The organism is Brevibacterium paucivorans, assembly GCF_016907735.1.
In the GTDB taxonomy this organism is placed as follows: Bacteria; Actinomycetota; Actinomycetes; order Actinomycetales; family Brevibacteriaceae; genus Brevibacterium; species Brevibacterium paucivorans.
In genome coordinates, this window is sequence record NZ_JAFBCP010000001.1 from 648,872 (window position 1) to 675,201 (window position 26,330).

The 26,330-nt window shown below is 59.6% G+C and carries 20 protein-coding genes and 2 pseudogenes; 10 read left to right on the top strand and 12 right to left on the bottom strand.

Going from position 1 to position 26,330, the window contains the following annotated elements; genetic code table 11:
• The first annotated feature begins 19 nt into the window (after window positions 1–19).
• The 4 genes from JOE56_RS03065 (at window position 20) to JOE56_RS03080 (ending at window position 6,469) form a co-directional block, all read left to right on the top strand.
• Window positions 20–508, top strand: coding sequence for a TadE/TadG family type IV pilus assembly protein (locus JOE56_RS03065; RefSeq protein ID WP_204514774.1), 489 nt, complete (start codon window positions 20–22; stop codon window positions 506–508).
• Entirely contained in the window at window positions 474–911 is a 438-nt protein-coding gene (locus JOE56_RS03070; RefSeq protein WP_204514775.1) for a pilus assembly protein TadG-related protein, read from the top strand. Before JOE56_RS03065 ends, JOE56_RS03070 begins: the two co-directional genes overlap by 35 nt.
• A gap of 172 nt (window positions 912–1,083) precedes the next feature.
• A complete protein-coding gene (locus JOE56_RS03075) occupies window positions 1,084–4,398 on the top strand; it encodes an FtsK/SpoIIIE domain-containing protein (RefSeq protein ID WP_204514776.1) in 3,315 nt (1,104 codons plus the stop codon).
• A 49-nt stretch (window positions 4,399–4,447) separates the two neighbouring features.
• The gene (locus tag JOE56_RS03080; RefSeq protein ID WP_204514777.1) at window positions 4,448–6,469 is read left to right on the top strand and encodes an acetoacetate--CoA ligase; all 2,022 of its coding nucleotides are present in this window, start codon (window positions 4,448–4,450) and stop codon (window positions 6,467–6,469) included.
• On the opposite strand, the gene JOE56_RS03085 is transcribed toward JOE56_RS03080, so the two are convergent.
• On the bottom strand, window positions 6,466–7,446 hold the full coding sequence (locus tag JOE56_RS03085; protein WP_204514778.1) for a histone acetyltransferase: 981 nt from the start codon (window positions 7,444–7,446) through the stop codon (window positions 6,466–6,468). The genes JOE56_RS03080 and JOE56_RS03085 overlap by 4 nt on opposite strands.
• A gap of 75 nt (window positions 7,447–7,521) precedes the next feature.
• Between JOE56_RS03085 and JOE56_RS03090 the strand changes: the two genes are divergently transcribed.
• Together JOE56_RS03090 and JOE56_RS03095 are read left to right on the top strand one after the other, a co-directional pair.
• Window positions 7,522–8,343 (top strand): purine-nucleoside phosphorylase, encoded by an 822-nt coding sequence (locus JOE56_RS03090; protein ID WP_204514779.1) that lies wholly within the window; start codon window positions 7,522–7,524, stop codon window positions 8,341–8,343.
• A 7-nt stretch (window positions 8,344–8,350) separates the two neighbouring features.
• The gene (locus tag JOE56_RS03095; protein WP_204514780.1) at window positions 8,351–10,159 is read left to right on the top strand and encodes a phospho-sugar mutase; all 1,809 of its coding nucleotides are present in this window, start codon (window positions 8,351–8,353) and stop codon (window positions 10,157–10,159) included.
• Between the two features lie 11 nt (window positions 10,160–10,170).
• On the opposite strand, the pseudogene JOE56_RS03100 reads toward JOE56_RS03095, so the two are convergent.
• The 8 genes and pseudogenes from JOE56_RS03100 to JOE56_RS03135 form a co-directional block, all read right to left on the bottom strand.
• Window positions 10,171–10,287 (bottom strand): annotated as a pseudogene (locus JOE56_RS03100) (2-deoxyribose-5-phosphate aldolase); the annotation flags it as partial.
• Window positions 10,288–10,808: 521 nt separating this feature from the next.
• Window positions 10,809–11,522, bottom strand: a complete 714-nt coding sequence (gene deoC, locus JOE56_RS03105) for a 2-deoxyribose-5-phosphate aldolase (protein WP_204514781.1) — start codon at window positions 11,520–11,522, stop codon at window positions 10,809–10,811.
• A 15-nt stretch (window positions 11,523–11,537) separates the two neighbouring features.
• On the bottom strand, window positions 11,538–12,818 hold the full coding sequence (locus tag JOE56_RS03110) for a thymidine phosphorylase (protein ID WP_204514782.1): 1,281 nt from the start codon (window positions 12,816–12,818) through the stop codon (window positions 11,538–11,540).
• 1 nt (window position 12,819) lies between these two features.
• Entirely contained in the window at window positions 12,820–13,203 is a 384-nt protein-coding gene (locus JOE56_RS03115; RefSeq protein ID WP_102239201.1) for a cytidine deaminase, read from the bottom strand.
• Window positions 13,204–13,214: 11 nt separating this feature from the next.
• Window positions 13,215–14,492, bottom strand: a pseudogene (locus JOE56_RS03120) (ABC transporter permease subunit).
• Window positions 14,489–15,697 (bottom strand): ABC transporter permease, encoded by a 1,209-nt coding sequence (locus tag JOE56_RS03125; protein ID WP_204514783.1) that lies wholly within the window; start codon window positions 15,695–15,697, stop codon window positions 14,489–14,491. Before JOE56_RS03125 ends, JOE56_RS03120 begins: the two are co-directional and overlap by 4 nt.
• Window positions 15,694–17,268 carry an ATP-binding cassette domain-containing protein gene (locus tag JOE56_RS03130; protein ID WP_204514784.1) on the bottom strand — a complete coding sequence of 525 codons (1,575 nt, stop codon included), beginning with the start codon at window positions 17,266–17,268 and terminating at the stop codon, window positions 15,694–15,696. Before JOE56_RS03130 ends, JOE56_RS03125 begins: the two co-directional genes overlap by 4 nt.
• Before the next feature lie 73 nt (window positions 17,269–17,341).
• Window positions 17,342–18,433, bottom strand: coding sequence for a BMP family lipoprotein (locus tag JOE56_RS03135; protein WP_204514785.1), 1,092 nt, complete (start codon window positions 18,431–18,433; stop codon window positions 17,342–17,344).
• A gap of 205 nt (window positions 18,434–18,638) precedes the next feature.
• Here JOE56_RS03135 and JOE56_RS03140 point away from each other — a divergent pair, with 205 nt between their 5' ends.
• Window positions 18,639–19,148 carry a MarR family winged helix-turn-helix transcriptional regulator gene (locus tag JOE56_RS03140; protein ID WP_204514786.1) on the top strand — a complete coding sequence of 170 codons (510 nt, stop codon included), beginning with the start codon at window positions 18,639–18,641 and terminating at the stop codon, window positions 19,146–19,148.
• Between the two features lie 71 nt (window positions 19,149–19,219).
• Here JOE56_RS03140 and JOE56_RS03145 read toward each other — a convergent pair whose 3' ends face one another.
• A complete protein-coding gene (locus JOE56_RS03145; protein WP_204514787.1) occupies window positions 19,220–21,016 on the bottom strand; it encodes an ATP-binding cassette domain-containing protein in 1,797 nt (598 codons plus the stop codon).
• A gap of 80 nt (window positions 21,017–21,096) precedes the next feature.
• Here JOE56_RS03145 and JOE56_RS03150 point away from each other — a divergent pair, with 80 nt between their 5' ends.
• The 3 genes from JOE56_RS03150 to JOE56_RS03160 all read left to right on the top strand — a co-directional run bounded on the left by JOE56_RS03150 (window position 21,097) and on the right by JOE56_RS03160 (window position 24,415).
• Complete coding sequence (locus tag JOE56_RS03150) at window positions 21,097–23,181, top strand: BCCT family transporter (RefSeq protein ID WP_239530353.1); 2,085 nt, start codon at window positions 21,097–21,099, stop codon at window positions 23,179–23,181.
• 47 nt (window positions 23,182–23,228) lie between these two features.
• Window positions 23,229–23,591: a BlaI/MecI/CopY family transcriptional regulator gene (locus tag JOE56_RS03155; protein ID WP_239530354.1), complete on the top strand. Its 363-nt coding sequence runs from the start codon at window positions 23,229–23,231 to the stop codon at window positions 23,589–23,591.
• 71 nt (window positions 23,592–23,662) lie between these two features.
• A complete protein-coding gene (locus JOE56_RS03160; protein ID WP_204514789.1) occupies window positions 23,663–24,415 on the top strand; it encodes a M56 family metallopeptidase in 753 nt (250 codons plus the stop codon).
• On the opposite strand, the gene JOE56_RS03165 is transcribed toward JOE56_RS03160, so the two are convergent.
• Window positions 24,412–25,392 carry a 4-(cytidine 5'-diphospho)-2-C-methyl-D-erythritol kinase gene (locus JOE56_RS03165; protein WP_204514790.1) on the bottom strand — a complete coding sequence of 327 codons (981 nt, stop codon included), beginning with the start codon at window positions 25,390–25,392 and terminating at the stop codon, window positions 24,412–24,414. The genes JOE56_RS03160 and JOE56_RS03165 overlap by 4 nt on opposite strands.
• Window positions 25,389–26,297: a 16S rRNA (adenine(1518)-N(6)/adenine(1519)-N(6))-dimethyltransferase RsmA gene (rsmA, locus tag JOE56_RS03170; protein WP_338028614.1), complete on the bottom strand. Its 909-nt coding sequence runs from the start codon at window positions 26,295–26,297 to the stop codon at window positions 25,389–25,391. Before rsmA ends, JOE56_RS03165 begins: the two co-directional genes overlap by 4 nt.
• Window positions 26,298–26,330: the final 33 nt, after the last annotated feature.

Below are 26,330 nucleotides of genomic sequence, written 5' to 3' on the forward strand. Positions count from 1 at the left end.
GCAGCAAGGAACAGTGCGCATGATTGGCGTGACGAAACGGTTCAAGGCCCTGTGCGTCAACAGGGCCGACTCTGGCACTGCAGCTATTGAGTTCATATTTGCTTCGGTAGTGCTCTTGGTGCCTGTCGTATATATCGTCATGGCAATCAGTGTTCTCCAGGCAGGCACATACGCCACGCAAGCCATCGCGATCGATGCGGCCCGTTACGCTTCCAGGCACCCCGACACTGCACATACGCGCGCCAACGCCACCGCGTCCCTGCACCTGGATGATTTTGGGCTCAACGGAACTCCCCACCACGTGAAGTTTTCCTGTTCAGAGAAGTGCAACACCCCAGGTTCAACGGTCACGGCTCATGTGGAAACTCGGGTGGCTCTTCCTGGGATTCCGTTCGTCTTCAACAGTGAAACAGCCGGGCGCATCACGGTTACCGCTTCGCACACCGACATCGTCGCACCCACAGGAGGTCATCATGAGATCACGCATAGCATCGTCGGCGCACCGTGAGTCTGGTTCGGTCACGCCCCTTGCCGTTGGGTTCTGCGTCATCGTCCTTGCCTTGGTCACCGTCATTACCATCATCACCGACTACTACATGGCACACCGCAAGCTGTACGCGATTGCCGATTCAGCTGCCCTTGCAGCTGTGGAAAGCTACCAGCCAGTGCCCGGAGGCAAACCCACGTTCGTTTTCGACGCCCACGGAATCGAGAAGAAAGCGAACCAGCATGTGGCTCGTATCAGTCCCCCGTCTAACCTCGCACGCATTCGAGTAAGCGCACATATTGCAGATTCGCGCAACGTTCACGTCACTGCGCATGCCCGCTACAAACCCATCCTGATCTCGCCTTTTGTTCCAAAAGGCATCGAACTGACCTCAACGACAAAAGCCCGGGGCGCCCTTCGGTAGCCGTCTCCCACCTCGGCCGCTACTTCTTCCAGCAACGCCCCCTCCACCACCGCGCACTTTTGCCCACAAGCCCTGCGACTACCTGCCACTCACGATGTGGACAAAACCCGGTTATCCACACCCCGCAACCAGGGTCTGGAACCACGGCCCGTGACCGTACATCATGGCGAACATGTACAGCACGATCGTTCATGTTGTGCAGGGTGACTCCCTGTCATCCCTGCACGTCGAAGCACCGGGGTACGCCACGGCTGTCGACGTGTTGACTGCGCTCATGACCAATCGTGGCATCGAGACGCCCAGCGCCTTCACCGTGCGCAATTTCGCCCGCGCTGCTCCCACGCCAAACGAACAGTGGTTCGAATGGTGTACGCGAAGCCCGGTCACAGTGATTGAACATGCGACCGGCCTCACCTGTCACGCCGTGCCCGAGGTCGAACAAAAGTCGGTCTCTGTGCTGGCCGGCCCTGACTCCGGGTTTTGCGTCCCGTGGACACACCCCGACTTCACCGTGGGCAGATCACCTGAAGCGGCCCTTCAACTGTTCGATCCGCATATGAGCCGCGCCCCTGCCCCCGTCACCCCAGCCCCAGCAGCCGCACTCACCACGCACGGTGCCACCCACCTCGGGACAAACGACCCACGCGACCGCACCACCCCGCCGGAACCGCTCACCTGGCCAACCGCCCCACGAGTCACCGCCCCGCACGCGCCACACATGGCGCACTACGCGATCCCGATTGTGCTGGGCGTGGTGCTCATGCTCGTCACCCACATGTGGTGGTTCTTGCTGTTCAGCGTTGCCGGCCCCGTGAGCGCCGGGGTGACGTGGTGGAGCAGTCGGCGCCGGTATGCCCGCGACCTCGCCCACGCGCTGCACGAGTTTTCGCGGGCGATCGAGCAGTTCGAATCAGATATCCACACCAACCGCGCCCGGGCCGCACGCGCTGAGAACCAACGTCCGTTCTCGCTGTCCAGAATCCCTGTGGGTGTTGGGACGTGTTGCGTGGGAGCCACGGTGAAGGCGCCTCCGGACTACGAACCGCCGTTTGACCGCGTGGCCGCCCGCGTCACCGTCCCTGGGATCACCCGCGACGGTCACACGCACCTGGTGTCCAACAACCAGATTGTCACGGTAGATCTGGAACGTACTGAACTTGTGGTGTGTGGTGAGTCCGCTCCCGAGGTCGCCCGCGGAATCATCGTCATGCTCCGTGCGTACGGCGCGGCTGTGGTTTTTGACCCACCTCCAGATGGGCCGGAGTTCCTGCGGGTGGGGACGCCCACCTCGGGGCCGGTCATAAACGTCACCTGGGGTGACACCATCCGGTTCACCCCCGCCGAGGTGGCCGACACCTGGATTGTGGACTGCCCGGATTCGGTGACGGCCAGCATCCATTGCCCACCGCCGGTAGGGGCCGGCCCGATGCCAGGTTCGCTCGCTCCCAGGTGTATGCCCGCGCACAGGTTTGTGCGGGTGCTGGGTGAGATTTCGGGAACTGGGCCCGTCGCGTTGGAGTCCATGAGTATCGCAGAACTGACCCGCGCCGTATCCGTCGATCCGCGTGGCGCCGTCCCGATTGGGGTGAGCGAGAAGGGTGCCGTGTTTCTTGACCTGTTTGCCCACGGGCCGCACGCGCTTGTTGCGGGGACAACAGGCAGTGGGAAGTCGGTGTTTTTAAGCGCGTGGATTCAGTCGTTGGCCACTGTGCTCACGCCTGAAGAGGTCCGGTTTGTTCTGGTTGATTTCAAGGGTGGGGCTGCGTTTGCGCCCTTGCAAGACCTGCCGCACACCGACACGGTTGTCTCAAACCTGGATACATTCCTAGGGCTACGGGCGCTGAGGTACATTCTGGCGGAAGTCACACGCCGCGAAGAACTGTTCGCACGTGCCGGAGTGAGCGATCTGGCCACATATAACGAAAACAACGCACCACTCCCCCGGATCGTCACGGTCATCGATGAGTTTCAAGCCCTAGTCCATCAGATCCCGGAAAGCGTGGAGATCCTGGAACAGCTCACAGCCTTAGGGCGGTCCCTGGGGATCCACGCGGTACTGGCCACCCAACGGCCGTCCGGGGTAGTGACGGCGCGTATGAAGTCGAACATTGCGGTGCGCGTGTGCCTGCGTGTGAGGGACGCACAGGACTCAAACGACGTCATCGACTCCCCCGACGCCGCCCTCCTAGACGCGAGCGCACCCGGCCTGGGACTCATCTCGACCCCGCACGGGCTCACTTTGTTCCGGTCGGCGCACACGGGCACACCGGAACCGGCCGTCATACGTTGGCGCCCGGCCGACACTGCGGACGCGTCAGAAACGGAAGCGCCACTTGAGGGGTACGAAACCGGCTCGTCTCAAGTGCCAAGCCCGGGCTCCGCCGATGACACACACCCCCAACCGCACACCATCGTCCCACCCCCACTGCCACGCACCTTCGACGGAACAGCCAGCGCGGTTTTTGACACCTCGGCGGGACTTACCCCGTGGTCCTACCAGCCAGACCGGGACGGGGCGGTGCTCATCAGCGGAGGGCCGAGGTGCGGAAAAACCCACGCTCTCCACGTACTGGCCGGCCACGCGAGTGACACGCACGTGGTGGTGGGGTTCGGACGGGCGGGAACGTCCATGCCCGCAGCCCATGTGTACGCGAACACGGAGTGGATGCACGAAGCCGCACTGAGCCTGCTGGAGTCACTTCCCAGTTCACACCCCGTGTTTGTTGCGGTGGACGACTCGGACGACCTGTTCTCCCCCACGCACCGCGCCAGGCTGGACTTAGTGCTGGCACATAGACCGTTTGCCCTGGTGACAGGCCGGCGTGGGGTGGCTTCAGCAGTGGCGACGCGAGCTTCAACCCGTCTGACGTTCCCACCGGCCGTGGCTGAAGACGCTGTTTTCTATGGCGTGAAGCCCGCCCGGTTTGCGGGTATGAAGGACCCCGGCCGAGGTCTCCTGTCCTCCCCGTCGATCGCAGCTTCTGACGGGGTCGACGCACAGATCTCCACCAACGTCCCGTTTGTCGACCAGCCAGTTCCTGATGTGGGTATTCCCGATGTGGGTACCGGAATCTTGGTCGGGGCGAGCCCTCTGGGCAATGCGGTGTACTGGGATCCGGCGACGGGGCCCGTCCTCAACGTGTTAGGCCCAGAACACGCAACCGCACCGCTTCTTGGCGGTTTATCCGAGCATTTGCCAGTTGGCACGGTCGTGGTTCCGCGAGCGCATGAAGATTCCTGGCAGTTTGGATCGCTCACGGTGGTTGCTGCGCCTCTTGATCACATGCCTGGGTTTGGCTCGCCACTTGCGCAGGCTCGCAACCGCGGCCCCATGCTGATTGTTGGAGCGCGTTCACCACAGGAGCTGGGGCACGTAGCTCGCGACCTTCCGTTCATTCCACCGCACGACTCATGCGCGTGGTTCGTCCACGCGAATGTGCGCGTACCCGTCCACATCCCACCCTCCAGTAGAAAACCGAACGATTGATCGGGCATGATGTAGCGTGACGCACGTTACGAATCCAACGGAGGATCAGATGACCACTCGTGAAAAGCTGTGGCAGCCCAGTGAAGAACGTATCCGCCAATCCCCCATGTATAAGTATCAGCAGTGGCTGGCTGACAAAAAGGGAGTTCACACCACCGGGTTCGCCGAACTTCACCAGTGGTCAGTCGACAACCTCGACGACTTTTGGGAAAGCATCTGGGAGTACTTCGACGTCGTCGGTACCCGTGGCGACGGGCCCGTACGCACGGGTGACTCAATCGAAAAAACCACATGGTTCCCCGGCGCCAGCGTGAACTATGCGCAAAACCTGCTACGTCACGTCCACACCATGCCAGACCGCGAAGCCGTGGTTGCCCTCCACGAATCCGACCCACGCGAAAGCTACACGTGGAAAGAACTCAACGGAAAAGTTGGCGCACTGGCCGCAGCACTGCGTGACATGGGCGTTCGCCCCGGTGACCGCGTGGCCGCCGTACTCCCCAACATTGCTGAAACCATCATCGCACTGCTTGCCTCGGCCACCGTGGGTGCCGTGTGGTCGGTGGTCAACACCGACTTTGGCGAAAGCGGGATCGCTGACCGCTTTGCCCAGATTGAGCCCAAAGTCCTTCTCACGGTTGACGGGTTCGACTTCAACGGCACATACCGGAACATGCTCCCCCAGATCGAATCCACACTCAGCGTACTCCCCTCGGTAAAGCACCACATCCTCATCGACCGTCACCGCGACTCCCACCCAGACACGTACACAGACCTCCCCGGACAGGAAAGCACGGGCACTACCACCTCGGTCACGCATCACCGCTTTTCCGAACTCACCGCCACCCCACAAGACCCCGTATACGAACCCGTCGAGTTCTCCCACCCGCTGTGGATCCTGTACTCCTCGGGCACAACGGGTAAGCCCAAAGGAATTGTGCACGGGCACGGCGGAATCGTTCTGGACGTGTACAAGATGGTTGGCCTGCACAACGGGTCGGACGAAAACACCCGCTTGTACTTCGCAGTGGCCACCACGTGGATGGTGTGGAACCTCATGGTGAACGTGCTGGCCGTGGGCTCCACCACCATCACGTACGACGGTTCCCCAGCCTACCCGTCGCCCGCTCGCCTTTTCGACATTGCGGAAAGCGAAAACGTCACCCAGATCGGAACCGGGGCCGCGCTTTTGTCGCTCATCGAAAAGGCCGGCATCAACCCGTCGGAAAGCTACAAGTTGCCTCACCTGGAACACATCATGTCCACCGGGTCCACTCTTCCCGGTTCCACGTGGAGGTGGGCATATGAGCAGGTCAAACACGATTTCCAGCTGGGTTCCAGCTCGGGTGGAACGGACATTTGTTCGGGCATCCTGGGTGCCAACCCATTCGACCCTGTGTACGTCAACGAACTCCAGGGCAAGGTGCTGGGCGTTGATGCGCACGCGTTTAACGCACAGGGCGAATCCGTGATCGGCGAGGTAGGTGAGCTCGTGTTCACGCAGCCACTGCCCAACATGCCGGTCATGTTCTGGACCGACCCGGACGGCAGCAAATACCACGACGCCTATTTCGCGGACTTCCCCGGCGTGTGGCGCCACGGCGACTGGGCCACCCAGTTGCCGGAAGGCCCGTGGATCATTCACGGCCGTTCCGACTCCACCATCAACCGAGGCGGTATCCGTATGGGCTCGGCTGATATTTGCGACGTCGTTGACCAGGTTCCCGGGGTTGCCACCTCTATGGTGATTGGCGCCGAGGTGGGAGACGGCGACTATTACATGCCACTTTTCGTGGTTCCGGCTCGCGGGTACACGCTCGATGAGGATCTCAAGAGCGCAATTGTTGAGGCGATCCGCACCAAGATTTCGCCCCGGTATGTGCCCGATGAGCTCATTGAAGCTCCTGCGGTTCCGCGCACGCGTACCGGCAAGCTCATGGAAGTTCCCATTAAGAAAATCTTCCAGGGAGCAGACCCCAGCACAATTAACCGCACCGCCGCCGAGGACGTTGCCACCGTGGACTGGTATGTGGACTTTGCGCGCCAGCGGGTGCAGACAAACCGCGACTAGGCGTTGAGCGGCGCGCCTCCCAGCGTGGCGTACTCGTAAAGCACGTGTGCTTTGCCCGCCTGCACCAGGCCATCGATGAGTTCGGTGAGCACCGGCATTTCGCTGGTCACTTCCACCACAACATCGGTGTCCGTGGACAGTCGGGCAATGAGTGCTCCCGCATCACCGAGTGCGGCTTGGTACTCTGCCGCATCTCGTTCCGGGCGTGGTTCAACGGCATCAGCCATGACACCCACGGTGAGCTCAGTGGCCTCGGACGTGTCTTGCGTGGTGTCGCCTTCGGCGCTCTGTTCTGGCGGGTACGACACGGCGAATGCGCTCACCTGCCCGTCGCGTTTGAACATGGCCGCTCCGTGTGCGCCGGTCGCCTCCGACAGGAACCGCCGGTTGAACTCGCCCACCGTCATGGACGCAGCTGGGTCGGCCCGGTTGACTCCGGTGTACCACTGCAAAAACGCGCGCGTCAGCTCTACCGAACCGGTGGCGGTGACAGCAAAGTCGTCTAAGCGGTCGGCCCCCAAACCACCTAATGCCAGGGTCTCAACACGCACGATCCGGGTTCGGAACAGCTCCCTGTCACCGTCCGCGCTACGCGCAGCCACGCCTGAGCTATCCGCGTCCCCTACACCCACTCGGGTACGCAGCGGAAGCCCTTCAAGAACCGTCCCGGCAACAGCGTGACTGAGCTTTTCACGCAACTGGGAGGACACCTCGGCGGCCTCTTCACTGTCTAATTCGTGGGCTACCTCAGTGTGAAACCACGCCCGCTGCGGGTGCGCCGGCGACTGCGCGCACACCGCGACACCCACAAGCACGCCGGCGGCCACCTCGGCGACAACCGTGCGCGTCACCGGCGCCGAGTCCGAATCTTCGCGCACAAGCGAACGCAACATGTGGTGCGCGGGGTCGTTGGGGTCGCTCAAAATGTTGTTGAGCGCCAGATCATCACCTGGAGCAAAAGGGCGGATTGTAACCATGCCTAAATCCTAACGTGGCAGGTTTTTGCGAAGATCACATGAAAACACCACCCGTTTTCGTCTAGTGTCACTGGTATGAGCACGAACGACTCACCGCTTGAAAGCGCACAGCACGCTGCACAGGTTCTCAACGACGCAGCCGGAATCGACAGCCACGACATCGCCCTTGTACTGGGCTCGGGATGGGGGTCAGCAGCACAGTTGCTGGGCGACCCCGTAGCCTCCACACCGGCAGATCAGGTACCCGGCTTCCACACCTCACAGGTGTCCGGCCACCCCGGAACCCTCACCACCATCAAAGTGGACACGCAGGCGGGCCCCAAACACGCTCTTGTCCTTGGAGCTCGCACCCACTTCTACGAAGGCAAGGGTGTGCGCGCGGTAGCCCACGGGGTGCGCACAGCTGCGGCCGCGGGAGCCAAAACCATCATTTTGACCAACGGGTGCGGATCCACGCACACGGACTTCGCGCCGGGAACTCCCGTTCTCATCTCCGACCACCTCAACCTCACCGCCGCCAGCCCGCTGGAAGGCGCCACGTTCGTGGATCTCACCGACCTGTACTCATCGCGGTTGCGCGCTGTCGCCAAAGAGATCGACCCCACGCTTAACGAAGGCGTGTACGCACAGTTCCGTGGCCCACACTACGAAACCCCCGCCGAAGTTCGCATGGCTCGCACCATGGGCGCTGACCTGGTGGGAATGTCCACGGCCCTGGAAGCCATCGCTGCGCGCGAAGCAGGCATGGAAATCCTGGGGATTTCCCTGGTGACAAACTTTGGTGCCGGTGTTTCTGAACAACCACTCAACCACGCCGAGGTGTTAGAGGCTGGGCAGCAGGCCGGCCCCCGGATCTCGCAGTTGTTGGCTGACATTGTTCGTCGAATCCTGAAGTGAGGGAATCATGAGTGTGGACTTTGATGCCGTACGCGCGTGGATCGCAGATGACCCGGACCCAGAGACCCGGAAACAGCTGACTGACCTGGTCGAGGCGACGCAGGAGCCGGGTGAAGAGTCGGCCCGGGCACTCGATGATTTGGCCGACCGCTTTTCTGGCATGCTGCAGTTTGGGACCGCGGGTCTGCGCGGCGAGCTAGGCGGTGGCCCCAACCGGATGAACCGTGCCGTGGTGATCCGGGCGGCAGCCGGGCTCACCGCGTTTCTGCGTGACACCGTGGGGGACAATTTCACCGTGGTAATCGGGTGTGATGCCCGGTACGGTTCAGAGGATTTCGCCCGCGACACCGCAACCGTTGTCACCGCCGCCGGTGGCCGTGCGCTCATGCTCCCGGCCCGCAAGCCCACGCCGGTTCTCGCGTTTGCCGTCAACCACCTCGACGCCGACGCTGGCGTGATGGTCACGGCCAGCCACAACCCACCTCGGGACAATGGGTACAAGGTGTACTTGGGGGCCCGCCCGCAGGCCGCCGTGTACCTTGCTGACACCGTTTCGCAGGCCAGTGCCGCTCACGCCACTGCGGGGGCACCGGGAATGGCGTTCGCCGGAATTGGGGCAGCAAGTGAGGACGTTGCTCACGAACGCGCCACGCACGGCGCAGGAGCACAGATCGTTGTGCCGTTTGATTCGCAAATCGCGTCACACATCGCCCGTGTTGAGAGCGTCGCGGATGTTCCTCGCGCAGAGTCCGGGTGGGAAAGCGTCGACGTCACCAAGGAGTACCTGGCCAGCATCGCCGCGGTCAGGTCGCGTTTGGGTGTGTCGGACGCGCCTGCCGACCTGCGGATTGTCCACACGGCGATGCACGGCGTGGGCAATGACACCACGCTGGCAGCACTTGAACAGGCCGGGTTCACACGCGTGACGCCGGTCGAGGCACAGGCTCAGCCCGACCCGAACTTCCCCACTGTCACATTCCCTAACCCGGAAGAACCCGGGGCCCTTGACCTGGCGTTTGAAACGGCAAAAGACGTAAACGCACAGTTGGTCATCGCAAACGACCCCGACGCCGACCGCGTGTCGATCGCCGTTCCAATCCCGGACTCCCACGGCGCCTTCCGCCAGCTGACCGGCGATGAAGTTGGTTTGCTCCTGGGCGATTTCATCGCGTCACGGACCCCAGGGACGGTAGCCAACTCGATCGTGTCGTCACGAGCATTGGCCCAGGCCGCGGACTTCCACGGGGTCCCTCACCGCACCACGCTGACCGGTTTCAAGTGGATCTCCCGTGGCACCGACCTGGTATTCGGGTACGAAGAGGCTCTGGGCTACAGCGTGGACCCTCAGGTTGTGCGCGATAAGGACGGCGTGTCGGCCGCGGTTGTGATCGCTCACCTTGTTGCCGAACTCCACGCGCAAGGGCGCACGGTTGACGACGAGCTGAAGCGCATTCGTGTGCGTGACGGTATTTTCCTCACCGCCCCGTACACGATCCGCGTCACCAACCTGAAGCACATTGACAAGATGTTGGACCGGCTTGCGTCGGCACCTCCCACTGATTTGGGTGGGTCTGCCGTGACCGAGGTCGTTGACCTGTCGCAAGGCTCGGAGTCCCTTCCGGGTACTCCCGGTTTTGCTCTCTTGACGGAGTCTGGCGACCGCGTAGTGATCCGCCCGTCGGGAACAGAGCCCAAGCTCAAGTGCTATCTGGAAGCCGTTGAAACGGCTGATGAGAGCACGTACCCGCAGGCTCTTGCAGAAGCCCGCGCCAAATTGGACCGTATTACTGCAGACCTCGCTGAGTTCCTGCAGTAATACGTGCGTGTTTATGCCGTGAAACCGTCGAGCACGGCAGCACTTCCTGACAGGCCCAGGCGCGACGCCCCAGCCTCGATCATGGACTGTGCTGCCTGTGCGTCACGGATCCCACCGGAAGCCTTGACGCGCCGTTGGTTTACCGTACAATCGTGCATATCACTTAACGCACACCGCGGTGCAAGGTATGAGTGATCTGCATGCACTTTTCATGCAATAGCAAGAGCGTCGCTCATTAAGTCCGTAGAAAAGGGCAAAGAAAATAAGAACCTAGATAAAAATCACACCTACGGGTTTGCCCCAGACCATCGCACAAGCTTGCAACCCGAAGTGAGGAAGCCTATGCCGCGAAAAATCATCACAAACACTGTTTTGGGCGCTACATTCGCAATAAGCTTGGCAATATTTGTTGCATGCGGAACTATTACAGGAATGTCTCGCGACGCAAACATATACGGCTCACCAGCGGAGCTATTGTTTCCTTGGAGTGGTCTACTTACCCTTCTTTTCGGTGGCCTTTGGATTGTTTATGTGATCGTCTCCCTGCGACGGCCCTGACTAGATACCTTTGCAAGAAAAACAAGGGCGTTGTTTAGGTGACCTCCCTGCCAGGGGCACCAAAACAGCGCCCTTAAACCGTTCACGGTGCTTATGCCGTGAAACCGTCGAGCACGGCAGCACTTCCTGACAGGCCCAGGCGCGACGCCCCAGCCTCGATCATGGACTGTGCTGCCTGTGCGTCACGGATCCCACCGGAAGCCTTCACACCCAGAGCATCGCCCACAGTTGAACGCATCAGCTTGACAGCGTGAGCACTTGCACCACCGGCCGGGTGGAACCCAGTCGATGTCTTCACGTAGTGGGCTCCTGCACGCACAGCAGCCTCGCACGCGCCCACGATCTGCTCGTCACTCAAAGCTGCTGACTCAATAATCACCTTGACGATTGCAGCGTCTTCAGTCGCTGACTCCGGGCCGGTCGCAACCGGAAGGCCTAAGTCCTTTGCCGCTTCGGCAACGGCAGTCACTACCCCGTTGATGTCAGCTTCGACCCCGGCGAAGTCTCCCGCGATTGCCTGCCCCACGTTGATCACCATGTCGATCTCACGGGCGCCGTCACGCACAGCCTTGGCCGCCTCGGCAGCCTTAATCTGTGGCTTGACCGCACCGGATGGGAAACCAACAACCGTGGCCACCACCAGGTCACCGGTGTCAGCGAGCGGGAGCGCGGAAGGCGACACGCACACAGCCTTCACACCCAGTTCCTTACCGGCCTCAACCAGCGCTGCGAAGTCCTCAGGAGTTGATTCAGGCTTGAGAAGCGTGTGATCGATCATCTGTGCAACATCAGTGCGGGTGGTCATTGGGGGTCCTTTCGGTTAGGAAACTCGGTCCAAAATAACAGTGCGAGGCGTAGCCTGCTGGCCAATGCTCCACGCGCCTTCAAGCGATTCGAGCGCACGTTCAAAACGCTGCGGTTCGTCCGTGTGCAACGTCATCAGGGGCTGGCCAGCGGTCACGGTGTCGCCAGGTTTGGCGTGCAACTCAATACCGGCACCGGCCTGCACTGGGTCCTCCTTGCGTGCGCGCCCAGCACCCAGGCGCCACGACGCAACGCCCACGCTCAGCGCGTCAAGGGTCGTCACAACACCCGATTCTTCAGCCGTCACCGTGTGGGTTTCTTTTGCGGTTGGCAGGCTCGCATGCGGGTCGCCACCCTGACGTTCAATCATGCGGTTCCACATGTCCATTGCCCGGCCGTCGTTGAGCGCGGCCTCGACATCCACCTCGGTCTTGCCAACCAGCGCGAGCATCTCACGTGCCAGCTCAACCGTCAGCTCAACAACGTCAGCCGGGCCTCCGCCGGCCAACACCTCGACAGACTCCCGGACTTCCAGCGCGTTGCCAACCGTGAGCCCAAGCGGGGTTGACATGTCGGTAATCAACGCCGAGGTCTCAACACCTGCGTTCTTCCCCAACTCCACCATGGTGCGGGCAAGGGCAGTTGCCTGTTCAACGTCCTTCATGAACGCCCCCGAACCGGCCTTCACATCCAACACGAGCGCCTGGGTGCCTTCAGCGATCTTCTTGCTCATGATTGACGACGCGATGAGCGGAATGCAGTCGACGATCCCGGTGATGTCGCGCAACGCATAGAGCTTCTTGTCCGCAGGAGCAAGGCCGGTTCCAGCAGCACAGATCACTGGGCCAATGTCCTCAAGCTGGCTCATGAGTTCGTCGTTGCTCAAGTTGGCGCGCCAACCTGGGATCGACTCCAGCTTGTCCAGCGTGCCACCGGTGTGCCCCAGTCCACGGCCAGACAGCTGCGGAACGGCCACGTCAAAGACTGCAACCAAGGGGGCCAGTGGCAAAGTGATCTTGTCCCCCACTCCCCCTGTTGAGTGTTTGTCCGAGGTGGGTTTCGACAAGCTCGAAAAGTCCATCCGCTCGCCGGACTCAATCATCGCGTGCGTCCACTGGGCGATTTCGCGTGGGCTCATTCCGTTGAGGAAGATTGCCATTCCCAACGACGACATCTGCTCATCGGCAACAACACCGCGCGTGTAGGCGTCGATGACCCATGCGATCTGTTCGTCGCTGAGTTCTTCACGATCACGCTTTGTGCGAATCACATCGACGGCGTCAAATGGTTCGATCATGTCAGCTCCTTAAGTGGTCGGGTCCAAAAGCTTCCGGGAGGACCTGGGAAAGTGGTGCGATCCCAGACGGCATGTCCAGAAGAAGATCTGGCCCACCGTGTTCGTACAGCAGTTGACGGCACCGGCCACACGGCACCAGTTTGTTGCCGTGTTTATCAACGCACGCGAAGGCGACTAACCGGCCACCTCCCGTCCGGTGAAGCTCCGAAACAAGGCCGCATTCGGCACACAGGCCTAACCCGTAGGACGCGTTTTCAACGTTGCACCCCACGATGATTCGCCCGTCGTCAACGAGAGCGGCCACGCCAACGGGGTATTTCGAATACGGGACATACGCGTTTTCCATCACGGCACGCGCGCGCTCACGCAAAACGTCCCAATCCATTCTGACCTCTTTTACTGCTTGGAGTACGAGATACCTTCTGCCGCCGGTGGGCGAACCTGCCCCACGAACCCTGCAACCGCGAAGATCGTCACAATGTACGGCAACATAAACAGAAGGTCCTGCGGAATAGGTGCCCCGATCGCGGAAAGCGAGTTACCCAGGTTCTTGGTAAACCCAAACAGAATCGCTGCGAACAGCGCTCCAAATGGGTTCCACTTGCCCAAGATCATTGCCGCCAAAGCGATGTATCCCTGACCGGCTGTCATTTCTTTACCGAAAGCCAGACCTGAGCCGATCGTAAAGAACGCACCACCAAGTCCTGCGATCGCACCGGCGAAGATCGTGTTCAGAACACGTCCACGGTTGACGTTGATGCCCACCGTGTCGGCAGCTCGTGGGTGCTCACCGATTGCGCGCATCCGCAAGCCCCACTTGGAACGGAACACGGCCACGTGCAAGACAATCACGACCACGTACATGAGCTACACCAAGATGTTCTGTTTGAAGAACACTGGACCAATCACGGGAATCTCGCTCAGCAGCGGGATCGGCAGAGCAGGCAGCGCCTGACGGGAGTTCCACAGTTCCTGGTTCTGTGTGAGAAGCGTCGAGAACAAGAAGTTTGTCAGCCCCACGACGAGCACGTTGAGAACAACACCAATAATGATCTGGTTGACCCAGTACTTCACAGCGAAGAACACCAGAATTGAACCCACGATGGCTCCTGCCAGTGGCGCTGCAATCAGGCCCACGTATGGGTTCTTGGCAACACTCGCAACGACTGCCGCGAGGAACGCACCAGCCAACAGCTGGCCTTCAATCGCGATGTTAATAATGCCGGACCGCTCGCCAACCAGACCACACATGGCACCAAAGATCAGCGGAACGGACAACGCCAGACCACCGGCCAACAACGAGGTCGTGGCGATGACACCTCGGCCAGCACCGGCCCACGTCAGGAACGCGAACACAAACAAGACTCCGAACACAAGCGGGAGCCATACTCCCACCTCGGCACGGGAACGCGTCGCCCACAAACTAAACCCGGCAAGCGCCAAGAGAATGACACCCACCACGATCGCGGTGACCTTCGAAGCGACAACCAAATCTGGGATGGAGAGGAACGCGTCGGGGGCAGTAAACGCGAACGTCGTCTGTGCATCGCCAGGCGCACCTAACCCGAATGCTGCAAACGCGATGACAGCTAGAACACCGTAGACAATGGGGTACTTCCACTCGACGGGCTGCAGAGCTGTAGGCATTTGGGATTCCTTAGTCAGGGTGTTCATGCAGCCTCCTTAGCAACGGGCGCTGGCAATCGGAAGATCGCGCGGACCAACGGCGGTGCTGCAATGAGGAGCACGATCGTCGACTGCACAACCAAAACGATGTCAATAGGTGTACCGGTCTGTGCCTGCATGAGGTATCCACCGGACTTCAAAGCACCAAACAGCAAACCGGCAAAGAACGTACCCAGCGGACGGGACCGTCCCAACAGTGCCACCGTGATCGCGTCGAACCCGATCTGGCCGGCGACACCACCGGTAATCTTCATTTCCGTTCCAAGCACGTGTGCGGCTCCACCCAATCCGGCGAGCGCACCAGCGAGCGCCATCACCAGAATGGTGACGCGCTGAACGGAGATACCCGCTGTGCGTGAAGCGTCAGGGTTGGATCCCACTGCACGGAACTCAAAACCAATCGTCGAGCGTTCTAGAATCCACCACACGAGCACGGTGGCGGCGATCGCGATCAGGAAACCGAAGTGCAGACGGAACGGAGCTGGAAGGAGCGGGAACAGGGCCGCTGAACTGTGGATCTCCGTAGTGATGGGGTTAGCGGACCCGGTTTGTCTAAACCAGGACTGCTTGAGTAAGTACGACAAGAGGAACCCGGCGATCGAGTTCAGCATAATGGTCACGATCACTTCGTTGGCACCCGTGCGCGCCTTGAGCACACCGGCGATTCCTGCCCACACGGCGCCCGCTAAGGTTCCTGCCACCAGGGCAACCAGCAAGTGTATCCCGGGAGGAAGGTCAATCGCGTAACCAACAAAACCAGCGACAATCGCCCCCAGAAGCACCTGACCTTGACCACCGATGTTGAACAGGCCAGACCTGAAAGCCAACGCAATCCCCAGCCCGGTGAAAATGAGTGGAGTAGACAGCACAAGTGATTCGGTAAACGGGCGGATCATGCGGGTCACCGAGTTAGCTTGCCAGTCAAAGACCGCTCCACGGAATAGCGCCACATACGCTTCCGTGATTGACGTCCACGCGTAGTACAGAAGGTCAGTTGGGCGGGCGAAAAAATATCCCGCAGCCTTCTGGACGTCCGGGTTTGCGAACGCGATCAGGAATGCCCCGAAGATAAGTGCAAGAACGATAGACAGAACCGATACACCGAAAGTCCCCGTCACGATTTGACGCAGAACCGACGGTGACTGCGGACGAGCGTCCGTTTCTGTATTCTTCTCTTTCACGGGCGCGCTCATACGATGTCCTCCTGCGCTGCCTCACTGACTTGGGTTACTGCTGTTCCGTCAGCAACGCGAGCCATAGCTTCTTCTTCCGATGCTCCGGCCATCATGAGGCCCAACGCATCACGAGGAGTGTCTGCAGGGACAATCCCTACGATGCTTCCTCGGTACATGACCGCCACGCGGTCGGCAAGGTTTCGTACTTCGTCGAGTTCCGTGGAGACGATGATGCAGGGGGTACCTGCGTCACGTTCGGCAATAATACGTTTGTGAACGAACTCGATCGACCCAACGTCGAGACCACGAGTGGGCTGTGAAGCAATCAAGAGTTTGAGCTCACGTCCCAGTTCGCGCGACAGAACCACTTTCTGCTGGTTACCACCAGACAGAGTGGAAATCGGGTCGTCAATTGTTCCGAGCCGAATGTCGAACTCCTCGACCTTCTTCGCGGCTTCGTCCCTAATGACCTGTGGCTTCAGCGCGAGCCCTTGTGAATACGGAGGGCGGTTGTACCAGTCGAGAATCATGTTTTCTCGAATGGAGAAGTCTTTGATCATGCCGTCTGTGGACCGGTCTTCTGGAACGTATCCGATCCCTGCGTCCAGACGGTGTTTCACCGACGTGCCAACGAGCTCGTTTCCACCGAGCGTAATGGAGCCCTGCACTGGAGTTCGAAGGCCAATAATCGTTTCAGTCAGTTCGGTCTGACCGTTGCCCTGCACACCGGCAATTGCGAGCACCTCACCGGCGCGTACTTCAAAAGAAATGTCTTTAACCGCTGGGAAGCCTGACTTGTCAAGCACTGTGAGATCGTTCACGGCGAACTTCACGTCACCTGGTTGTGCATCTTGTTTGTCGGTCGTGAGGCTGACATCGCGCCCAACCATCAAACCAGCGAGTTCAGACTCGGTCGATTCGGGTGAAGCCGTACCAACAACTTTTCCGCGACGAATCACCGTGATGGCGTCAGCGACCGCGCGAACTTCGCGTAGTTTGTGGGTAATGAACACAATCGATGTGCCCTGGTCCTTGAGCTGACGCATGATCTCGATAAGCTCATCAGTTTCTTGTGGTGTGAGAACCGCGGTGGGCTCATCCAAAATCAAGACTTGAGCGTCACGGGACAGCGCTTTGATGATCTCTACTCGTTGCTGCGCTCCCACTGACAGGTCACCGATAACGGCGTCCGGGTCAATATCGAACCCGAACCGTTCGGAGATTTCGCGCACCTTGGAACGAGCCTCATCGAGGTTAAGAAGCCCCAAGGACTTGGTGGGCTCATAACCCAGAGCAACCGACTCAGCAACCGTGAAAACGGGAATGAGCATGAAGTGCTGGTGCACCATTCCGATACCAGCCGCGACAGCGTCGCCGGGGCCAGTGAACTTTACGGGTTTCCCATCAAGAAGGATCGATCCTTCTGTGGGTTCATACAGCCCGTACAAGACGTTCATAAGCGTGGATTTACCCGCACCATTTTCACCAAGCAGAGCGTGAATCTCGCCAGGTTTGAGGGTGAGGTCAATCGAGTCGTTAGCCGTAAACGACCCGAATCGCTTAGTAATTCCTTGTAATTCAAGTTGCACGGTGTCTCCTCACAGGGCTCGAGCACAACGATACCCGGGCCGGAACAGTTCCGGGCCGGGTATCGCTATGGAATTACTTGGTAGGTGCGTTCGGCGTTTCGACCTTGATCTTGCCGTCGATGATGTCCTGCTTGAGGCTGTCAACCTTCGACTTCAGTTCATCGTCGATCTTGCTTTCGAAGTCGTGGTAAGGAGCAAGTCCCACACCGTCGTTCTCCAGCGTTCCAACGTATGGCTCAGCCGAGAACTTGTCGTCCTTGGATTCCACAGTGGTGTCGTACACAGCATTCGAGATCTGCTTGACCACCGATGTCAGAACGCGGTCCTTGTAGTCGGGAATCGCTTCGTATCCGTCAGCATCAACCCAAATCAGGCTAGCCTTGTCGTTCTTAGCAACTGCAGCAGCTGCACCCAGTCCCACAGGACCAGCGACTGGCATGACGATGTCGGCACCCTGTGACAGGAACTGTTCAGTCAGAGCCTGGCCCTGGGACTGGTTGTCGAAGTCACCGGAGAATGAACCCTTCTGAGCTTCCTTATCCCAACCCAGGAGCTTGACATCTTTACCGTTGTCTTCGTTGTACTGCTTCACACCGTCGGCAAAACCGTCCATGAAGATAGCAACGGAAGGAATCTGCATTCCACCAAACGTTGCAACTTTTCCGGTCTCGGTGGTTCCAGCTGCAAGGTAACCCGCGAGGAAAGCGGCTTCGGCAGTGTTAAAGAGAAGTGGCTTGCCGTTCTCAACTTCAACGGGGGTTCCGTCAGCTTCTGAGAAGGTCGAGTCGATCAGCGCGTAGTGAACGTCAGTGTTCTGCTTTGCAGAGTCAGTGAGGACGCCAGCGAGGTTGAAGCCAACACCGTAGATGAGGTTGCACCCCTGCTGCACCATGTTGTCGACGTTCTGGACGTAGTCGGAGTCGTCCTTGGACTCTGCTTCACCCTTCTGCAGGCCGAATTCTTCAACTGCGCGGTCGAAACCGTCCTTGGAGGATTCGTTGAAGGAACGGTCGTCCCAACCACCGGCGTCGGATACGATGCAGGACTTGAAGTCTGAGGACTTCTTGTCGCCTCCCGCTTCGTCAGGAGCCTGGCCACAAGCGGAAACTGCTAGTGCGGTGATAACTGAAATAGCGGTAATGGGAGCAAGAAACTTGCGCTTCACCTTTTCTCCTAAACACTTGGGCACACTTCAAACCTTTTAACCACAAGAGGGCTACCAGCGGAGGCCACGTGCCACATTGGCGCAACTGGCAAAATTTGTAACTTCTCCAATAATAGCGGATTCACCGAAAAGACACACCGCGTTCACATACACTTCAAAATGAGACAAACATGCCACCTGATCAGGCATTGTCTATCATTGCAGTATGTTGCCTGATTCCCTGAATGAACTATTTGATATGACGGGGTCCGACGAATTCCCTTCACCAGGCACCAACGATGACGAACTCGCCGGACTTACGCATGCTCTGATTCGCCAGAGCACAATTTTACGCCTCGTAGGCTCACGCTTCGCGCGCGACAATGACATGAACCACGTCGACTTCTACGTTCTTATGTCAGTAATGACCGCAAGCGATCAAGACATCACTGTCACGCCGGGGTACATTTCTGAACACCTGTCGCTTTCTGCGTCGACCTTGACGTCGATCCTTGAACGGCTGTCAGACCGTGGCCTCATTGTGCGTGACCGCGATGCCGCAGATAAGCGTCGCATCGTCTTGTACTACACGGAGGACGCCGCCCGCCTCGCGGTCGAATTTTACCGTCGCTTGGGTCGCACACTCGAACCTATGGCTCAGGCTCACCGCGACGAGTTGAGCGAGATGACAAACACCTTCAACCGCGTCGCGCAAACCCTCTGCAAGAACGTGTAGAAACACAACAGGACCAAAACAACCGGATAGGAACATGCCTCGGGTGGAACCAAACCACCCGAGGCACGTCTCTACTCCAACCGCTCCGACAGTTCGAGCCACTGCAGTTCCAGCTCGTCCTTTTCTTCGAGCAGTTCATTGCGTGATGCAGACAGCTGTGCCAGGCCCTCGAAGTCAGACTGGTCGTGCCCTGCGATTGTGTCATCCAGTCGCGCAACTTCACTGTCGATCCTCTCAAGCTTGCGCGTCACGGCCTGCACTTCCTTGGTGATTCTCCGGTGTTCCGCGGAACTTAGACCGTTTGAGTTCTCAGCGGGTTTGGTGGGCGTTTGTGTCCGCCGAGGTGCTGCATCCTCCCCCTGTTGCAGGGCAAAGTACTCATCGACTCCGCCGGGCAGGTGCCGAACGTGTCCATTGAGCACTGCGTACTGGTGGTCGGTGACGCGTTCCGTGAAGTAGCGGTCGTGCGAAATGACGATGAGCGTGCCCGGCCACTGGTCAAGCAGGTCCTCCATGGCGGCGAGCATGTCGGTGTCCATGTCGTTCGTGGGCTCGTCGAGAATCAAAACGTTCGGCTCATCCATGAGGACGATGAACAGCTGGAGCCTGCGCTTCTGACCACCTGAAAGGTCTTTCACACGCGACTTGAGAACGCCTCCCAGCCCCAGCTTCTCAAGGAGCTGACTGGGCGTCAGTTCTCCTTGCACGGTCTGCACTTCGCGTTTGCGCCCCACGATTTCGCGCACGAAGTCGTCTTGGACATCGTCAAGTTCTCGTAACTGCTGGTCAAGAAGGGCCACGCGCACGGTCTTGCCCCTCTTCACCCTGCCCGAGGCGGGTTCAACTCGCCCTGTTAAGAGGCCCACCAGCGTGGATTTGCCGGCACCGTTGGCGCCCAGGATGCCGATACGGTCGCCAGGCCCCACGATCCAGTCGGTGGGTTCGATGACTGTGCGAACGACCTCGGGATTGTCATCTGTGGCGAACGCAGCCGAGGCGCCCACCATTTCAAAAACATCTTTACCCAGCCGTGACGTAGCCATGGACACGAGTTCAACCGTGTCGCGCACAGGAGGCTCACCTGCGATCAACGCGTTCGCCGCGTCAATTCGGAACTTTGGTTTGGAGGTGCGGGCGGGGGCACCTCGGCGAAGCCACGCGAGTTCTTTTCGCATCAAGTTTTGGCGCTTAGCTTCTTCCGCCTGCGCCTGCCGGTCACGTTCAACCCGCTGCAAAACATACGCCGCGTAGCCGCCGTCGTAGGCGTCGACTGTGGCGTCGTGGACTTCCCACGTGCGGGTCGTTACTTCGTCGAGGAACCACCTGTCGTGGGTGACGGTCAAGAACGCGCCCTGCCCGGCAGGCCACCGCTTCTTTACGTGTTCCGCCAACCACCGCACACCCGTCATGTCTAAGTGGTTGGTGGGCTCGTCCAAAATGAGCACGTCCCACGGTTGAGCCAGAAGCGCTGCAAGAGCCACCCTGCGTCGCTGTCCCCCAGACAGGCTATGAGTGGGAGTATCGAGCGGAAGGTCACCCAAAAGCCCGTGAATCACATCGCGTTTCTCGGCGTCCGAGGCCCATTCGTGGTCGGGAACGTCGCCTACCACCGCGTGGCGCACCGTGGCAGACTCCCCCAAATCGTCACTTTGACGCAAGTACCCAATCCGGGTGCCACCTCGGGAAGTCACCCGGCCGGAGTCCGGCGGTAAGTCAGAAGACAAAATCCGAATGAGCGTGGACTTCCCGTCGCCGTTGCGCCCTACGATCCCAATGCGGTCCCCCGCAGACACCCCAACGGTCACGTCGTCAAGAACGACCCGATTGGGGTAGGACAAACTGATCGATTCAGCGCCTAACAGGTGCACGCACGGTCCCTTCGTTTCTGAGTTGGCCTTGTCTAACACGATAGTCTGAGAAGAAGCTCCCCGGCTCCCAGCGAGGAAAAATGAACAACGACCGTACGAAACGCAACGCTTCTCACGACGAATCCGCAGCTTCTGGAGAGCCCGAAATCGACATCCGTATGGGCCCCAAACTCCAGGAGCAACAAGAGAAAGTCGCGCGCAAGAAAAAGGTCCGTAAAGAGCGCACCAAGAAGGCCAAGCGCTTTATTGAGGAGATCGAATACCCTCACGGCATCCACCCCGCGTTAGTCCCCGGCGTTTCGATTGAGGATCAGCTAGTTCGCTACCGGGTGGACAAGGGCATCCTGGTGATTGTCGGTTTGCTCATTGTGGGGTTCGTTGCGTGGGGTATCGCAGCACCTGAGCAGGTCTTGAACGTGTCCTCGGCAGCGTTGCAGTGGGTGATGGGCAACCTAGGGTGGATCTTCAACGGCCTGGCGATCGTTTTGGTGATCTTCCTTCTGTGTATCGCGTTTTCGCGTTACGGCCGTATCCCGCTGGGGCTTGACGGTGAAAAGCCGGAGTTTTCTACCGGGTCGTGGGCGGCCATGTTGTTCGCCGCTGGGATCGGTATCGCGATCATTTTCTTTGGCCCGTATGAGCCCCTCCAGTACTTTTTGGATCCTCGCCCTGGCGCGTATGACCCGGCCACGGTGGAAGCGATCAAGGGCGCCATGGCTCAGGCGGCCCTGCACTGGGGTGTCAACGCTTGGGCAATATATGCGATTGTGGGCCTCACGGTTGCTTATATGTCCTTCCGCCGAGGTCGTCTCCCCTTGATGAGTTCCGTTTTGGAACCGCTGTTTGGCAAGAAGAGTGACTCGTTGGGTGGCCGTATTATTGATTCGCTCGCGATCGTTGCGACGCTGTTTGGAACCGCGTCGAGTCTGGGGCTGGGGTCGCTTCAGATTGCGCGCGGGGCCCAGATTGTCACCGGCTGGAACACAACCGGGAACACGGTGGCCATCGTCATCATTATGGTTTTGACGATTGGCACGATCCTGTCCGCTGTTTCCGGTGTGACGAAGGGAATTCGTCGTCTCTCCAACATCAACATGGTGATGGCTGTGGGGCTGGCTTTCTTCTTCTTTGTTGCCGGACCAACCGTGTTCTTGGTGAACATCATTCCGGGTGTCGTTGTCGACTACTTTGCCACCGCTCCCGAGGCGCTCTCGGCTACCATGGCCGACTCGCCTGAGATGCAGGAGTTCTTGTCAACGTGGACCACGTTCTATTGGGCCTGGTGGGTGAGCTGGTCACCGTTTGTAGGTGTGTTTACCGCCAAAATCTCCCGGGGTCGCACGATTCGCCAGTTCGTATTGGGCGTTCTGTTCATCCCGTCGTCGATCATTATTCTGGCGTTCACCATTTTGGGTGGAACCGCAATCTACTTGCAGCACACACAGCAGGCTATTGCCCCCGACGGCACGATTGAGTCCCTGCCGAAACCTGAGAACATTTTCTTCACTGTGCTCGACTACCTGCCGGGCGCGGCTCTCATCGCACCCATTGTCATGGTGATGTTGGCTATTTTCTTCATCACCACCGCCGATTCCGCTTCCCTAGTGAATGCACAGCTCACCCAGGGTGGAAACCCTAAACCCAACCGTTTGATCACCGCGTTTTGGGCGCTGTGTATGGCCGGTATTGCTGTCGTCATGCTACTTGTGGGCGGCGAAAGCGCATTGACCGGTTTGCAAAACTTCATCACGGTGACCGCTTTGCCGTTCACATTCGTCATTGTCCTCATGTGCGTGGGGCTGGTGAAAGACTTGCGAAACGATCCACAAACACTACGGGCCAACTACACGCAGCAAGCGCTGAAATCCATGGTGCGACGCGGTATTGAGAAGCATGGTGACGATTTCGCTATTTCGATCGAACCCACTTCGAGCACGTCCAAGTACGCGGCCGGAGCCACATTCGATTCCAAGGCCGAGGACCTGACGGCCTGGTATCAACGGACCGACGAAGACGGTAACCCTGTCAACTACGACTACTCGACGGGCGAGTACTTAGACGACAACGGCGACCCCATTGAGATGGACTCATCTGAGGAGTCCGCGTATTCTCAGCCTTCTCAACCTCCTCAGTCTTCTCAGCCCACCGACGAGGACAAGTCGTAGCGCATTTCGCTAGTGCGACATAGAATAGTGGTTATCTGAGCGAAAGGATGACTGTGGCACGGATCCGCGAATGGGGTGAACTGGAATCCCAAATCATGAATTTCTTGTGGGACTCCCCTGCACCTTTGGGTGCCCGCGACATTCAGCGTCTGTTTGTTGACCACACTCCTGCGTACTCCACCGTGATGACCACGCTTACACGCCTGGAGAAGAAGGGGCACGTCAAACGTGGCGGCCCTTCCCCTCGCAAGACCAAGTTTGAAGCTGTTCGCACTAACGAAGAACAGACTGTGGACGACATGGTGAGCGTGTTAGACCAAGCGAATGACCGCGAAGCCGCTCTTCTGGCGTTCGCCGGGAACCTGGACAGTCGCGACCTTGAGCTTCTGCGTTCGGCGTTCACGAAGTAAGGTCAGTGCTCGCTAGCGCAATCACGTGTATCGCCCTCGCGTGTGTCACGGGCGTACTGATCCCCATAGTCATGCGCACCCGCATTCAGTTGCGGTTTCCTTCCCTGTCGTTGCATGTCCAGCTGGGGTTCACGGTCATGGGCGTGTGGTGTGTGTTCGCGGCTGCTATTTCCCTTGTTGCGTCCATGTTGCCTGCCCTCACCTCCACAATTCCTTTCGCCGGACTGTGGGTATTTATCTTGGCAACCCTGCTGACGATTGCAGCTGTGGGGTTCTGGGTCATGGCAACCGCCCCCGTGACCAAAGATGTGCGTGAGGTGATCGCAACCCTCAACACACATGTGGTGGCCCAAGAAGACCGCCCGGGGTTCACGCTCACCACCGTGGAACACACGTACCCTGCCGCCTTGTCGACTCCCCCAACAGGTGGCCACCCGGGGACCATCATGGTGACAACGGGACTACAAGACGCGTTGACAGCTGGGCAACTTCAAGCCGTGCTGGCTCACGAATACGCCCACGTGACACAGCGCCACGGCAAAATCCTCTCAATCCTCACAACTCTGGACCAGATGTTGCACGTTTTTGCGCCACTCAAACGTTCGGCAACGCTCCTGGTGGAACTGGCAGCTGACGACATCGCGGCGAAACAAGCGGGGCCGGCAGAACTCGCCAACGCGCTGGCCGTCATGGCAAAAGCAACAGGTGATGAAACCATGTTCCTGCGGGCGGAGCGGCTCACCACCAAGAAGTGGCCACGCGAGCACTGGCGCACGATCCCCGAACCGATCAGGGTCGAACGGTTCGGTTCCACGCAGCACTAACCAGGTGTGACAATGTGGGCACCGCACGCCGGGCCCGTCGCACGGACCACGTGCTTCACAGACTCACTAGCTTCCAACAGAACAGTGAGATCCAGCGCGTGAGTCGCACCTTCGACCAAGAATCCCACCGTGGGCCCAGAGCCGGACATCAACGCCGCCAAGGCGCCTGCCTGCCGCCCGGTGTCGACGACCTCGGCGATGGCAGGCAACAACCCAAACGCAGCGGGTTCCATATCGTTGTGCACAACCTGTGCCAACGCGTGCGCGTCCCCCGATCCGACCGCCTGCAACACATCCGCCAGCTGCGTCTGCACGTCACCGGCGTGCGGCGCCTTGCCGCTGTCACGCAGGTCGTCCAAGGCGTGGTAGACCACGGGGGTGGAAAGTTCGTCGACCGAGGTGGCAAGCACCCAAGTGAACTCGCCGGAGCTTAAGATGGGGCTGAGTTCATCGCCTCGGCCGGTTCCCACAGCGAAGCCGCCGCGCAGAGCAAACGGGACGTCGGCGCCAAGTTCAGCACCCACGGTGCGCAGAAGATCTGGGTCGTTGATGCCCGCGAGTTTCGCATAGGCGACAAGGGCGGCAGCCGCGTCGGCCGAACCCCCACCCATGCCACCTGCAACGGGAACGTTCTTTTCGATTTCGACCTCGACGGGAACGTGTACGCCAGTTTGGGCAGCCAAGCGGTTGATCGCGGACACCGCCAAGTTCGAGTGATCCAGCGGTATCGCCGTCGAACCGAACCGGCCCTTGAGCGTCACTGCGTGAACTGGGCTGAGACCCGGGTACGTATCGTTTCCGGAGATGTTGCGCACCACGGTGTCAGGCTGATCGAAGCACGGGCGTAGCGTAACCTCTTCATACATGTCGAGGGCTTGAAAAACGGTGACAAGTTCGTGGTATCCGTCATCCATGCGGTCGCCCACGTGGAGGAACACGTTGATTTTCCCGGGCGCTCGCGCGGTCACCGCTGTCATACTTGGGCCTCCCCGCCTGTGGTGGGCACGTACTGTGGGGCGGCGTCTGGCGTGCCGTTCTCGCGCGCACGCCACGTGCGTGCAATCGTGATGAACGCGTCGATGTCCAGGGCTTCACCACGAGTCTTGGGATCGACACCCGCGTCCACCAGCACCTGTTCAGAATCCGCACCTGACCCCACAAGGCCGGCGAGCGCCTGCCTGAGCGTCTTACGGCGCTGGGCAAACGCCGCGTTGACCACATCAAACGTGGCCCTTCGCAGTTCCTCATCACCGTATGGTTGCGCGTGCTTCACAATCCGCACCAGCCCGGAACCAACGTTGGGGGCCGGCCAAAAGACGTTCTTCCCAATGTCCGACCCGCGAGTCACAGCCCCGTACCACTTGGCTTTCACGCTGGGCGCCCCGTACACCCGCGAACCTGGGGTGGCAGCCAGACGGTCTGCCACCTCGGCCTGGACCATCACCAACACCGAGGTCAGCGACGGGAACGTTTCCAGGAAGTGCATGAGCACCGGAACAGCCACGTTGTACGGCAAGTTCGCTACCAGGGCGGTGGGGGTGGTGGGGAGTTCGGTGACGTGAAGGGCGTCGTCGTTGATGAGAGTGAGCGGGTGGGTGTCCGGGGCGTGTTCGTCGATGGTGCGCGGAAGCCGAGAGGCCAGCAGCGTGTCGATCTCGACGGCAGTGACAGGGTGGCCTGCTTCCAGCAGCCCCAACGTGAGCGAGCCTAATCCCGGGCCAATTTCCACGACCTGCTCGCCGGGGGTGAGCTGTGCTTCTTCCACGATCATGCGCACCGTGTTGGGGTCGATCACGAAGTTTTGACCACGCGTTTTCGTGGGGCGCAGCCCCAGTTCATGTGCAATCTCGCGAACAGTACGCGCGGTCAGTAGTGTGCTCACGTCTCCACCCTATACGCCAGTTACGATAGTGAA